Origin of the sequence: Agromyces fucosus, assembly GCF_004134865.1 — a bacterium.
Taxonomy (GTDB): domain Bacteria; phylum Actinomycetota; class Actinomycetes; order Actinomycetales; family Microbacteriaceae; genus Agromyces; species Agromyces fucosus.
In genome coordinates this window covers 546376-559979 of record NZ_SDPO01000001.1, presented here as the reverse complement: position 1 = coordinate 559979, position 13604 = coordinate 546376, and the positions used below count along the sequence as shown (strand labels likewise).

The window sequence follows — 13604 nt, the reverse complement described above, 5'->3', positions numbered from 1 at the left end:
TACGCAAGGCGGGGTGCCCAGACCAATCGCCGCACCGAACTCCGCGCCGAGATCCTCAGTCGGAAGCCGCGACTCGCGTGGCGTCGTGGTCGATTCGGGCCGGAGATCCGGTGTCGGATGCCGCGACTCGTGTGGCGTCGTGGTCGATTCGGGCCGGAGATCCCGTGTCGGATGCCGCGACTACGCTTGAAGACATGGTTGATTCCGGCCCGGGGCTGCGCTCAGGCGCGACCCCGCTCGCGGTGCGCATGCGCCCGACGAGCCTCGACGAGGTGGCCGGCCAACGGCATCTGCTGACCCCGGGGTCGCCGCTCGTCGCCCTCGCGGGCGATCGCTCGGGGGAGTCGGGCTCCGTCTCCGTGATCCTCTGGGGGCCGCCCGGCACCGGCAAGACGACGCTCGCCCAGGCGATCGCGCGCTCGTCGGGCCGCAAGTTCGTCGAGCTGTCGGCGGTGTCGGCCGGTGTGCGCGACGTGCGCCAGGTCATGGAGGAGGCGCGGGCGAGCCGTGATCTCTACGGGCTCTCGACGGTGCTCTTCCTCGACGAGATCCACCGCTTCACGAAGGCCCAGCAAGACGCGTTGCTGCCCGGCGTCGAGAACGGGTGGGTCATCCTCGTGGCGGCGACGACCGAGAACCCCTCGTTCTCCGTGATCTCGCCGCTCCTGTCCCGATCCCTCCTGCTGACCCTCGAGCTCCTCACTGACGACGACCTCGGAGTCCTCGTCGACCGCGCGGTGACCGATCCGCGCGGTCTCGCCGGCAAGGTCGCTCTCGACCCCGAGGCGCGGGCCGCCATCATCCGGCTCGCGTCGGGCGACGCACGCCGAGCGCTCACGGCGCTCGAGGCAGCCGCGGTGGCCGCCGTGCAGTCCGTTCCGGCGGCGGATACCGCTGAAGCCGATGACGAGGCCGAAGACGGAGACACGGCAGACCGCCCGGCCGACGACACGGCGGCAGGCGACGACGCGGATGCCGCGGCATCCGCTCCGCCGATGATCACGACCGAGATCGTGGCTCGCGCGGTCGACCGCGCCCTGCTGCGCTACGACCGCAACGGCGACGAGCACTACGACGTCATCAGCGCGTTCATCAAGTCGGTGCGCGGCAGTGACGTCGACGCCTCGCTGCACTACCTCGCTCGCATGATCGAGGCGGGCGAAGATCCGCGGTTCATCGCGCGGCGCATCATCGTGCTCGCCTCCGAAGACATCGGGCTCGCCGACCCGAGCGCGCTCGGCGTGGCCGTGGCCGCCGCCGATGCCGTGCAGTACATCGGCATGCCGGAGGGTCGCATTCCGCTCGCGCAGGCGGTCGTGCACCTGGCCACCGCCCCGAAGTCGAACGCCGCCTACCTCGGCATCAACCAGGCGATCGCCGACGTGCGTGAAGGCAAAGCGGGCCGGGTGCCGAAGCACCTGCGCGACGCGCACTACCCCGGGGCGAAGCGGCTCGGGCACGGCAAGGGCTACAAGTACCCGCACAACGACGAGATCGGCGTGGTCGAGCAGCAGTACCTTCCCGACTCGTTGCGAGGCGCCGTGTACTACGAGCCGACCGAGCACGGCAACGAGCGCGAGGTCTCGGCTCGGCTCGCGAAGCTGCGGCGCATCGTGCGCGGCGAGCGGTGACGTCGAAGCGCACATCGTCGTGATATCATTTTCGTTGGCCTGAAGCCTGATTCCCGAGCGCGGCTGCGAGGGAGTCACCGGCGAACGGGTGCGATCTGTAGCCGATCCACCCTTGGCGAATCCCTCTGACACAGATTCCCGGCGCACGTTCGCGCCGTGATTTCACTTGAGATTCTTCCGAAAGGACATTCGTGTCGAACCAGTCACGTAGCAAGACCCGCCTCTCCCGTGCGCTCGGCGTCGCCCTCACCCCGAAGGCCGCCCGCTACATGGAGAAGCGCCCGTACGCTCCCGGTGAGCACGGCCGCACCAAGCGCAAGCAGGACAGTGACTACGCCGTCCGTCTGCGCGAGAAGCAGCGCCTGCGCGCCCAGTACGGCATCCGCGAGAAGCAGCTGAAGATCGCCTACGTCGAGGCCAAGCGCACCGACGGCCTGACCGGTGAGAACCTGGTCGAGCTGCTCGAGATGCGTCTCGACGCCATCGTGCTGCGTGCCGGCTTCGCCCGCACCATCTCGCAGGCTCGCCAGTTCGTCGTGCACCGTCACATCCTCGTCGACGGCCAGCTCGTCGACCGCCCGTCGTTCCGCGTGAAGCCGGGCCAGCTCGTGCACGTCAAGGCGCGCAGCGAGGGCACCGAGCCGTTCCAGGTCGCCGCTGCCGGCGGTCACGTCGACGTGCTGCCCAAGCTCCCCGCGTACCTCGAGGTCGAGCTCGACAAGCTCCAGGTGAAGCTCGTCCGTCGCCCGAAGCGCGCCGAGGTCCCCGTGACCTGTGACGTGCAGCTGGTCGTCGAGTACTACGCAGGTCGCTGACGCAGAGCAGTTGAGACAGGGGTCGCGGGGTTTCCCGCGGCCCCTGTGTCGTACCCGGCGAGTGCCTGCGACACGGCCACTAGACTGATGCGAGGCGTGCCGAGCGCACCGCCAGGCGACACATCGATCAGGGAGCAGGAGCACCTCGTGAAGAGCATTCTGTGGTTCACCGTCGGCGTCGCGGCCGGATTCGCGGTCGCACACCAGGTCAACCAGACCAAGCAGGGGCGAGACTTCTTCTCCGCGGTGGACGCGAAGGCCCGCGCCTTCGGCCACGCGATCGCCGAGGGCTACCACGCCCGCGACGCCGAGCTCCGCGCCGAGCAGGGCGAGACGCACGCGGCGCTCTGAGCCGACGCGAGCCGGGTCGACGAGAACCACGTCGGCGCGACCTCGCCGCCACGAATGCGAAGGCCCGGATGCCCCGGGCACGACCGAGAACGGAACCATGCAGACTGCCGACATCCGCCAGCGTTGGCTGGACTTCTTCGCCGAGCGCGGACACACCGTCGTCCCGTCGGCGTCACTCGTCTCCGACGACCCCACGCTGCTCTTCACCGTCGCCGGCATGGTGCCGTTCGTGCCGTACCTGACGGGTCTCGTGCCCGCTCCGTACCCCCGCGCGACGAGCGTGCAGAAGTGCATCCGGACGAACGACATCGAAGAGGTCGGCAAGACTCCGCGCCACGGCACGTTCTTCCAGATGAGCGGCAACTTCTCGTTCGGCGACTACTTCAAGGAGGGCGCCATCTCGATGGCGTGGGAGCTCCTGACGACGCCCGAGGCCGACGGCGGCTACGGCTTCGACCGAAACGACCTCTGGGTCACCGTCTACGAAGACGACGACGAGGCGATCGAGCTCTGGAAGAAGGTCGCCGACCTGCCCGACGAGCGCATCCAGCGACTCGGCAAGGACACGAACTACTGGCACACCGGCCAGCCGGGCCCTGCGGGTCCCTGCTCCGAGATCTTCTTCGACCGCGGCCCCGAGTACGGCATCGACGGCGGCCCGGCCACCGACGACGATCGCTACGTCGAGATCTGGAACCTCGTGTTCATGCAGTACCTCATCGACGACGTCGTGTCGAAGACCGACTTCCGCATCGTGAAGGAACTGCCGAAGAAGAACATCGACACCGGCATGGGTCTCGAGCGCGTCGCCTTCATCAAGCAGGGCGTCGACAACATGTACGAGATCGACCAGGTGCGCCCGGTGCTCGACCGCGCCGCCGAGCTCTCGGGTCGCCGCTACGGCGCGAACCATGACGACGACGTGCGCATGCGCGTCATCGCCGACCACGTGCGCTCCGCGCTCATGCTCATGAGCGACGGCGTGAGCCCGTCGAACGAGGGGCGCGGCTACATCCTGCGCCGACTGCTGCGCCGCAGCATCCGTGCCATGCGCCTTCTCGGCGTCGAGGGCCCGACCTTCCGCGAGCTCTTCGCAGCGTCGCGCGACGCGATGAAGACCGCCTACCCCGAGGTCGCGAAGGACTACGCGCACATCGAGCAGCTCGCCCTCGGCGAGGAGGAGACCTTCCTCCGCACGCTTACCGCAGGAACGTCGATCCTCGACCTCGCGGTCTCCAAGACCAAGGACTCCGGTCGCGGCGAGCTCGCCGGCGACACGGCGTTCCTCCTGCATGACACGTACGGCTTCCCGATCGAGCTCACCCTCGAGATGGCCGATGAGGCCGGCCTCGCGGTCGACCGCGCCGCATTCGACACGCTCATGACCGAGCAGCGGTCGCGGGCGAAGGCCGATGCGAAGTCGAAGAAGAAGGTGCTCGCCGACCTCTCGGTGTACGCGGAGTTCCGCGCAAAGGGCGAGACGATCTTCACGGGCTACACCGAGCTGACGACGGCGTCGAGCGTGCTGGGCCTCCTCGTCGACGGCCGACCGGTGCCGTTCGCGACCGCGGGCCAGACCGCAGAGGTCATCCTCGCGGAGACCTCGCTCTACGCCGAGTCCGGCGGACAGGCGCCCGACCAGGGGCGCATCGTCGGTGACGGCTTCGAGCTCGAGGTGCTCGACGTGCAGAAACCCATCAAGGGCCTCATCAGCCACACCGTGAAGGTGACGAAGGGCGAGGTCGGAGTCGGGGTGCCCGCGACGACGCTCGTCGACGAGCAGTACCGACGCGGGGCGACGCAGGCGCACTCGGGCACGCACCTCGTGCACGCTGCGCTGCGCCAGGTGCTCGGCCCGAACGCCCACCAGTCCGGCTCCTTCAACAAGGCCGGATACCTGCGTCTCGACTACGGCTGGAACTCCGCCCTCTCGACCGAGACCCGCAGCGAGATCGAGGAGATCTCGAACGCCGCGATCCGTGACAACCTCGAGGTCGTCACGCGTGAGATGCCCCTCGACGAGGCGAAGTCGCTCGGTGCGATGGCGCTCTTCGGCGAGAAGTACGGCGACGTCGTTCGCGTCGTCGACATCGGCGGCCCATGGTCGCGTGAGCTCTGCGCCGGCACGCACGTGTCGACGAGTGCCGAGGTCGGCATGATCAACATCGTGGGGGAGTCCTCGGTCGGTGCGTCCAACCGCCGCGTGGAGTCGCTCGTCGGCCTCGACGCCTTCCGCCGATTCGCCTCGGAGCGCGCGCTCGTCTCCGAGCTGACGTCGTCGCTGAAGACGCGGCCCGAGCAGCTCGTCGACCGCGTCGGCGAACTCATCTCGAGCCTGAAGGCCGCCGAGAAGCGCATCCAGCAGTTCGAGGCCCGCGCACTGAACGACCGCGTGCCCGCCCTCGCCGCGAAGGCCGTGCGTACTGGTGACGTGCTGCTCGTCGCCGAGACGGTCGGCTCGCTCGGCACCGGTGACGAGTTGCGGGCACTCGCGCTCTCCGTGCGATCGCAGCTCGGCGACGCGGCATCCGTCGTGGCACTGGCCGCCGAGGTCGGCGGCAAGCCGGTCGCGATCGTCGCGACCGCGCCTGCCGCTCGAGATGCCGGCGCGAACGCCGGTGCCCTCGCGAAGACGATGGCCGGAGTGCTCGGCGGCGGCGGCGGTGGCAAGCCCGATCTCGCCCAGGGCGGCGGCAGCGACCTCTCGGCCATCCCGGCCGCGCTCGACGCGGTGCGCTCGGCGCTCCGCGGGTAGTCGGCGTGCGTACCGGGGCGAGGCTCGGCGTCGACGTCGGGCGCGCCCGAATCGGCGTCGCCCGTTGCGATGCCGGGGGTCTCATCGCGACCCCGATCGAAACGGTCGCGCGTGCCGCTGACGGGGATGCCGATGTCACGCGCATCCTCGAGCTCGCGCGCGAGTACGAGGTGATCGAGATCGTCGTCGGCAATCCGCTGTCGCTCTCGGGCGCCTCGACGCCGTCGACCGACGACGCGGTCGCGTTCGCGGAGCGGTTGACGCGTGCGGGGATCCCGGTGCGGCTCGTCGACGAACGGCTCTCGACCGTGAGCGCCCAGCAGGCGCTTCGTGCGACAGGGAAGTCGACGCGCAAGCAGCGTCCCATCGTCGATCAGGTTGCAGCCGTTATCATTTTGCAACACGCCATCGACGCCGAGCGGGACTTCAACCGCCCGCCCGGCCGGACGATCGAGATCCCCGAAGGGCCATCCCCCCTGTGACCCAGCCCCATTCCGAGCGCGACGCAGACCGTGCAACCGCCGACTGGCACGCGATGCTCGCCGGCAACGAGCCGGTGCGAGCACCGAGATCATCGGATGCCGCGCCCCGCACCTCACCGGTCGCCGCGACACCGACCGGGCCGGCCCAGCCGCAGCCGCCGTCGGAAGGGCGACCGCTGACCCGTCGCGAGGCGAGGGAGGCCGAGCAGCGTCAGGCTGCCGAGGCGGAAGCGGCGGCAGTGCTCGCCGAGGCGGGCCCGCCGGCCGAGCCGGCATCGAGCCTGCCGCTCTTCGAGCCGATCGTGGCGGATCCGGTCGCTCCGGACCCGGCCCGGCCCTCGCGAGCCGAACGGCGTGCGGTCAACGCCGACCCCTACGAGCCCGAGAAGCCGAAGCGACGTGGAGCATGGGGCTGCCTCGTCGGTCTGCTCATCGTCGCCGCGCTCGGCGCGGGGGCGTACTTCTTCCTGCAGGGGCCCATCAACGCCGTCATCGAGCGATTCACGCCGGCAGCGGACTTCGAGGGCACCGGCACCGGTGAGGTCGTCTTCATGATCCACGACGGCGAGAACGGTTCCGACATCGCGACGAACCTCGTCGACGAAGGCGTCACCGCTTCCTATGACGCCTTCTACGACCTGCTGCTCGAGCAGAGCCCCGAACCGGAGTTCCACCCCGGGGCCTATCAGCTGGCCGAGGAGATGAGCGCGCAGGCAGCGCTGGATGCGCTGCAGGATCCGGCGAACAAGCTCGAGCAGACCTTCGTGATCCCCGAGGGCACCTCGCTGCCCGATGCGCTCGTCGCCATCTCCGAGGGCACCGACGTGCCACTCGAGAACCTGCAGGCCGCGGCCGTCGAACCGCCGGCGAGCTATGGACTGCCCGCCGAGGCGACGACGCTCGAGGGCTTCCTCTTCCCGGCGACCTACACGCTGGAGCCGGGCCTCGACGCGCACGCCGTGCTGCAGACGCTCGTGAACCGGCAGTTCGAGGCGCTCGACGCCGCGGGAGTGCCGGCCGATCAGCGGTGGCGCACGATCGTGCTCGCGTCGATCGTGCAACGTGAAGCGGGTTCGAACCTCGACGACTTCCCGAAGGTCGCGCGAGTCTTCCAGAACCGCCTCGACCAGGGCATCAACCTCGAGTCCGACGCGACGGTCGCCTACGGCACGGGCAACACGCACACCGTCTGGACGACCGACGAGGAGCGCGCCGATGCGTCGAACCTCTACAACACGTACGCCAACCCCGGCCTCCCGATCGGTCCGATCGGCAACCCGGGCGACGTGGCGATCAACGCCGCCATCCACCCGGCCGACGGCTCATGGCTGTTCTTCGTGCCGGTGAACCTCGCGACCGGTGAGACGGTCTTCTCGACCACGGTCGAGGAGCACGAGGCGGCCGTGGAGCGCCTGCAGGAATGGTGCGCGCTCGACGAGAACGCCGCGTACTGTGAGTGACCTCCGACGGCTCGCGGTGCTGGGCTCGCCCATCTCGCACTCCAAGAGCCCGGCCCTGCACCGGGCGGCGTACGACCTGCTGGGCCTGTCGTGGCAGTACTCGGCCGTCGAGATCGACGGCGACCGGCTCGGTGAGTTCATCGGCAGCCTGGATGCCTCGTGGCGAGGGCTCTCGCTCACGATGCCCCTCAAGCAGGACGTGCTCCCGCTCCTCGACTCGATCGACGAGGTAGCTGCGATCACCGGCGCCGCGAACACGGTGCTCTTCGACGCCGGTAGCCGGCGAGGCTTCAACACCGACGTCGGCGGCATCGTGCGCACGCTCCGCGAGGCCGGCGTTCACGAGGTGTCGCGCGGGGTGCTGCTCGGCGGCGGGGCGACGGCCGCCTCCGCGCTCGTCGCGATGTCGGAACTCGGTTCGCGCGAGGTGCGGGTGCTCGTGCGTCGACCCGGCGCAGCCGTGGCGCTCATCGAGCTCGGGTCCCGCCTCGGGGTGCGGGTCGACGAGGGCCGCATGGAGGAGCTCGACACGATCGGCCGTGCCGAACTCGTGGTGAGCACCGTTCCCGGCGGCACGGACCTCGGCGTCGCGGCATCCGCTGGGTTGATCGCCTCGGCCACGCTGCTCGACGTCGCCTACGATCCGTGGCCCACCCCGCTCGCGGCCGGCTGGATCGCCGGCGGCGGCACGGTCGTGCACGGACTCGGGATGCTGCTGCACCAGGCACTGCTCCAGGTGCGGATCTTCGTGAACGGCGACCCGAACGAGCCGCTCGTCGACGAAGACGCCGTGCTCGGCGTCATGCGCGCCGCGATCTCCTGACCCGGCGTCACGCGCGCGGCAGTCGCCTGAGCCTGTGGAAGGATAGGACCATGCTCCGTTGGCTCACTGCCGGAGAGTCGCACGGCCCTGAGCTCGTCGCGATCCTCGAGGGTCTTCCCGCCGGTATCCCCGTTTCGCTCGACGATATTCGTGCTGACCTCGCACGCCGCAAGCTCGGCTACGGCCGAGGTGCGCGCATGAAGTTCGAGCAGGACGAACTCGCGATCTCGGGCGGTGTGCGGCACGGCCTGAGCCTCGGCAGCCCCGTGGCACTGCGCATCGGCAACACCGAATGGCCGAAGTGGCAGGAGGTGATGAGCCCCGAGCCCATCGACCCCGCCAAGCTCGGCCGCGGTCGCGGCGCCGCGCTCACGCGCCCGCGTCCCGGTCACGCCGACCTCGTCGGCATGCAGAAGTACGGATTCGACGAGGCCCGCCCGGTGCTCGAGCGGGCGAGCGCCCGCGAGACGGCCGCCCGTGTCGCGCTCGGGGCGGTCGCCCGTTCCTTCCTCGCCGAGCTCGGCATCCGGCTCGTCGCGCACACGCTCGCGATCGGTCCGGTCCGCGTGCCCGACGGCCGCCCGTTGCCGACGCCCGACGACGTCGACGTGCTCGATGCCGATCCGCTGCGCTGCTTCGACCCCGAGACGTCCGCGGCGATGGTCGCCGAGGTCGACCTCGCGCACAAGGAGGGCGACACGCTCGGCGGCGTCGTCGAGGTGCTCGCCTACGGCGTGCCGCCCGGCCTCGGCTCGCACGTGCACTGGGATCGGCGGCTCGACGCGCAGCTCGCTGCAGCGCTCATGGGCATCCAGGCGATCAAGGGCGTGGAGGTCGGCGACGGCTTCGAGACCACTCGTCGCCGCGGCTCGGCCGCACACGACGAACTGCACGTCGAGGACGGTCGCATCGCCCGTGCGAGCGATCGCGCCGGCGGCACCGAGGGCGGCATGTCCACCGGCACCGTGCTGCGCGTCCGCGCCGGCATGAAGCCCATCGCGACCGTGCCGCACGCGCTGCCGACGGTCGACGTCGCGACCGGCGAGGCTGCCGCGGCGCACCACCAGCGTTCCGACGTCGTCGCCGTGCCCGCAGCGGGTGTCGTGGCCGAGGCGATGGTCGCCCTCACCCTCGCGAACGCCGTGCTCGAGAAGTTCGGCGGCGACTCGGTCGACGAGACCCGGCGCAACCTCGAGTCCTACCTCGCGGCGATCCCCGACACCCTCCGCACGGCCGGCGCTGCTGCGGACACCGCGGCAGATCGTGTCTGACACGCCGCGGATCGCCCTGCCGGTCGTGCTCGTCGGCCCGATGGGCGCGGGCAAGTCCCGGGTCGGGCAGCGGCTCGCGGCATCCGTCGGCGCACCGTTCGTCGACACCGACCTGCGCATCGTCGAGCGCTACGGGCCGATCGAGGAGATCTTCGACCGCGAGGGCGAGGAGTACTTCCGCATCGTCGAACGCGAGGTCGTGGGCGAAGCGCTGCGCGAAGAGGCCGTGATCTCGCTCGGCGGCGGCGCCGTGCTGCACGACGACACCCGCGACGACCTCGCAGGCCTGCCCGTCGTCTGGCTGCAGGTCTCCGCATCGGCGGTGGCGCCGCGACTCACGGGCGGCAACCGTCCGCTCCTCGCCGATGGCGGCGTCGAACGGTGGAGTGCCATCCTCGACGCGAGGCGTCCCCTGTACGAATCGGTCGCCGACTTCAGCATCGACACCTCGCGTCGCTCGGTCGCGCGGATCGTCGACGACATCACCGCGCACTTCGGAGGAACACGATGACCGCAGACGAGACCCGCACGAGCATCCGCGTCGGTGGCGAGTCGGGCTACGACGTGGTCGTCGGCCGAGGCGTGCTCGCCGAGCTCGGCGATGCGATCGGCTCCGCGGCGACGAAGGTGCTCATCGTGCACCCGGCGACGCTCGGCGCGCGTGCAGCAGAGTTGCGCGAAGCGCTCTCCGATCGCTACCAGGTGCTCCTCGCCGAGGTGCCCGATGCCGAGGCGGGCAAGCGCGTCGAGGTCGCCGCGTTCTGCTGGCAGGTGCTCGGGCAGGCCGACTTCACCCGCACCGACGCGGTCGTCGGCTTCGGCGGGGGAGCGATCACCGACCTCGCCGGCTTCGTCGCCGCGACGTGGCTCCGCGGCGTGAAGGTCGTGCAGGTGCCGACCACGGTGCTCGGCATGGTCGATGCCGCAGTGGGCGGCAAGACCGGCATCAACACGAACGAGGGCAAGAACCTCGTCGGTGCGTTCCACGCGCCGGCCGCGGTGATCTGCGACCTCGACACGCTCGACACGCTCCCGAAGAACGAGATCCTCGCGGGCTTCGCCGAGATCGTGAAGGCGGGCTTCATCCGCTACCCCGAGATCCTCGACATCATCGAGGCCGACCCCGAGGCGGCGACCGACCCCTCGACTCCGCAGTTCCGTCGCGTGATCGAGCTCGCGATCCAGATGAAGGCCGACGTCGTCTCCGAGGACTTCACCGAGCAGGGGCTCCGCGAGATCCTGAACTACGGCCACACGCTCGGCCACGCCGTCGAGCACGCCGAGCGATACCAGTGGCGTCACGGCGCTGCGGTCGCCGTGGGCATGGCGTTCGCGGCCGAGCTCGGCCGGCTGTCGGGTCGGCTCCCCGACGAGGTCGCCGACCGTCACAAGCGCGTGCTCGACCTGCTGAGCCTGCCGACGTCGTACCCCGCGGGCCGGTGGAACACGCTGCTCGCCACGATGCAGCGCGACAAGAAGGCTCGCGCGGGCCAGCTCCGCTTCATCGTGCTCGACGACCTGGCCAAGCCCACGGTCATGCTCGCACCCGACCAGTCGCTGCTCTTCGCCGCGTACCAGGAGATCGCGTCCTGAGCGGTGTACGCGAGAGCGAGCGGATGCCTCGGGCATCCGCTCGCTCTCGTGGATGAGCCCGATCAGCCCGTGGTCGCCGCGCCGAGGCCGGGGTTGTCGCTGAAGAATCCGTCGAGCCCCTCGTCGAGGAACACGCGCAGTTCACCGGCGAGGTCGCCGATGCCCGCGGGGTCGGCGCTCGACCGGAACTCTGCCGGGAGGAACGCGTTCTCGCGGCGGAACGTCCAGCCGTGCACCTCGAGCCCGGCCGCGTGAGCGTCGGCGATGAGCGTCGTGGGCGCGCCGAGCGTGCCGGTCGCCGTGCGGGGGATCACGAGGCTCTTCTCGACGCCGACGCCGTCGGCGTACGTCGCGATCTCGGCGAGCCCCGCAGGGGTCGCGAGGTCGGCGTACGTCCGGGCGTCACCCGCGAGCGCGAAGTGGTACGGACGACCGCTCGAGTTGACGAGCTGGGCGAGCGCGACGTCGGTGGCGCCGTCGAGCTCGCGCAGGTTGGCGGTCTCGAAGCTCTGGACGATGACCGGTGCATCGGCATCGTCGAGCCCGTTGCGCGAGAGCTCGGCGACGAGCGGCTCCTCGAGTGAGAGGCCGATGGAGTCGAAGTAGCTCGGGTGCTTCGTCTCGGGGTAGACGCCGACGGGCAGGCCGTCGCAGCTCACCGAATGCCGGGCGAGGTCGAGCACCTCGTCGAGGGTCGGCACCTGGTAGAGCCCGTTGAACGTCGTGTTCCCGGGGCGGATCTGCGGGAGTCGCTCGACCGCTCGCAGGGTCTTCAGCTCGGCGAGCGTGAAGTCCTCGGTGAACCAGCCCGTGACCGAGACGCCGTCGATGAGCTTCGTGGTCCTGCGGTCGGCGAACGCCGAGCGGGTGCCGACGTCCGTCGTGCCGCTGATCTCGTTCTCATGGCGGGCGACGAGCACGCTGTCCTTCGTCGAGACCACGTCGGGCTCGATGAAGTCGGCGCACTCGTTGATCGCGGTCTCGTAGGCGGCGAGCGTGTGCTCGGGGCGAGAGCCGCTCGCGCCGCGATGCGCGACGACGGTGACGTCGGAGGGCTGCACTCGCGTGCGATCGAGGGCGATGACGTCGATCTCGGTGTCGTCTGGGACGCCGGGGATGCGCGCGTCGTTGCCGGGGTAGTTGTTGTCGTTCGCGATCAGGAGATCGCCGTTCTTCAACTGCACGACCGTTTCGAACGACTGCACCGGCAGCGAGAACGGGTCGCCGGTGCCGTAGCCGTCGCCTGCGCCGAGCAGATCGGGGTTCGCGATGCGCAGCGCATCGAGCACGAGGGTCTTCTCCAGCTTGCCCTCGGCGTCGGATCGCGTGAGATCGACCTCGTAGATGCGCTTCGTCACCGACTGGTCGCCTTCGAAGTCGTCGCGTTCGACGAGCAGCAGCACGCCGTTCCGCACGGCGAAGGCGTCGCCCACCACGTTCGCGTCCTGGTCGGTCTGGTAGTTCCAGGTGCGATCCGTGTATGCGCCCGCCTTGGTGTCGAACTCGAGGATCTCGCGACGGCGGAGGTCCGCGTCATCCGCGTAGGACCCTTCGACGATCGGGTAGAGGTAGCGTCCGTTCACCGACGACGCGAGCGCCTCGAACCCGCGGCTCGCCCGCACGCGAGGGGTCTCCCCGGCCTGCAGGTAGGGATTCTGCGGCGACTTCGCGTTGCCCGGCATCGGGTGCGGCTTCTCCAGCAGGGTGCCGTCGGCGGCGAAGTGGAGCAGGAACGGGCCGAATTCCTCGCCGACCCAGAAGCTGCCGTCCTTCGCGCGGACGACCGACTCGACATCGAAATCGGCACCGGTGAGGAGGCGATCCTGTGTGGTCTCGTTCGTGATGGGAAAGTCGAGCACGTGGTTCGCGTCGTTGTACGAGACGAACCGCTCGACCTGGATCTCGCCGCTCCCGCCCTCCGCCGTCTGCCACGCCGGCCGGACGAGATAGGTGCGGAGCAGGAAGTCGGCCGAGTTGCCCTTGGCGCCGAAGCCGTTGTCGGGCTGGGCCCAGAAGGTGCCGTCGCCGTTGTCGATCATCGCCGAGAAGCCCGGGATGACTTGGCCGGCGAAGGGTCCCGTACGCCCGTTCACCGGAGTGGTGAGCGCCGCTCCGCTCGCGGGGCCCGACTCGAGGTGATCGGCCGAAAGGGTCGCCCGGGCGACGAGGGCCGGTTCCGTCTTCTTGACGGACGGACCGTTCGGTCCGTCGCCGCCGTTCCCGGCGGCGACGGCGGCCGAGGGGGCGAGCAGCGCGGCCGCCGTGACGGTGGTGACCGCAGCGACCAGGAGGCGCGTGCGTGTTCGTACAGTGTCTGTTGGCATACGGCGAGCCAATCGGGCGCAGGGCACGTCGCGGTGGCCGTGTGCGGAATGCGGTGCGACCGGCAGGTGAACCCGAGCCCTCTCGGCCACCCGACCCGC

The 13604-nt window shown here is 70.1% G+C and carries 11 protein-coding genes; 10 read left to right on the top strand and 1 reads right to left on the bottom strand.

From position 1 onward, the window contains the following. The first annotated feature begins 194 nt into the window (after positions 1-194). From ESP57_RS02620 to aroB, 10 genes are all read left to right on the top strand, one after another. Entirely contained in the window at positions 195-1631 is a 1437-nt protein-coding gene (locus tag ESP57_RS02620; protein WP_129230462.1) for a replication-associated recombination protein A, read from the top strand. Between the two features lie 191 nt (positions 1632-1822). Then, positions 1823-2446 (top strand): 30S ribosomal protein S4, encoded by a 624-nt coding sequence (gene rpsD / locus ESP57_RS02615; protein ID WP_056009326.1) that lies wholly within the window; start codon positions 1823-1825, stop codon positions 2444-2446. A gap of 147 nt (positions 2447-2593) precedes the next feature. Then, a complete protein-coding gene (locus ESP57_RS02610) occupies positions 2594-2797 on the top strand; it encodes a hypothetical protein (protein ID WP_056009324.1) in 204 nt (67 codons plus the stop codon). Between the two features lie 97 nt (positions 2798-2894). Further along, a complete protein-coding gene (gene alaS, locus ESP57_RS02605; protein WP_129230461.1) occupies positions 2895-5552 on the top strand; it encodes an alanine--tRNA ligase in 2658 nt (885 codons plus the stop codon). A 5-nt stretch (positions 5553-5557) separates the two neighbouring features. Then, a complete protein-coding gene (gene ruvX / locus ESP57_RS02600) occupies positions 5558-6034 on the top strand; it encodes a Holliday junction resolvase RuvX (RefSeq protein WP_129230460.1) in 477 nt (158 codons plus the stop codon). Continuing rightward, positions 6031-7494, top strand: coding sequence for an endolytic transglycosylase MltG (mltG, locus tag ESP57_RS02595; RefSeq protein WP_056009318.1), 1464 nt, complete (start codon positions 6031-6033; stop codon positions 7492-7494). The genes ruvX and mltG overlap by 4 nt, the downstream gene beginning before the upstream one ends. Next, on the top strand, positions 7487-8317 hold the full coding sequence (locus tag ESP57_RS02590) for a shikimate dehydrogenase (RefSeq protein ID WP_129230459.1): 831 nt from the start codon (positions 7487-7489) through the stop codon (positions 8315-8317). The genes mltG and ESP57_RS02590 overlap by 8 nt, the downstream gene beginning before the upstream one ends. A gap of 50 nt (positions 8318-8367) precedes the next feature. Then, entirely contained in the window at positions 8368-9588 is a 1221-nt protein-coding gene (gene aroC, locus ESP57_RS02585; RefSeq protein ID WP_056009313.1) for a chorismate synthase, read from the top strand. Next, positions 9581-10099 (top strand): shikimate kinase, encoded by a 519-nt coding sequence (locus ESP57_RS02580; protein ID WP_243648374.1) that lies wholly within the window; start codon positions 9581-9583, stop codon positions 10097-10099. The genes aroC and ESP57_RS02580 overlap by 8 nt, the downstream gene beginning before the upstream one ends. Then, positions 10096-11181, top strand: coding sequence for a 3-dehydroquinate synthase (aroB, locus tag ESP57_RS02575; RefSeq protein ID WP_056009311.1), 1086 nt, complete (start codon positions 10096-10098; stop codon positions 11179-11181). Before ESP57_RS02580 ends, aroB begins: the two co-directional genes overlap by 4 nt. A 62-nt stretch (positions 11182-11243) precedes the next feature. Here the strand turns inward: aroB and ESP57_RS02570 are convergent, their stop codons facing one another. Next, the gene (locus ESP57_RS02570) at positions 11244-13505 is read right to left on the bottom strand and encodes an esterase-like activity of phytase family protein (RefSeq protein ID WP_129230458.1); all 2262 of its coding nucleotides are present in this window, start codon (positions 13503-13505) and stop codon (positions 11244-11246) included. Positions 13506-13604 lie beyond the last annotated feature (99 nt).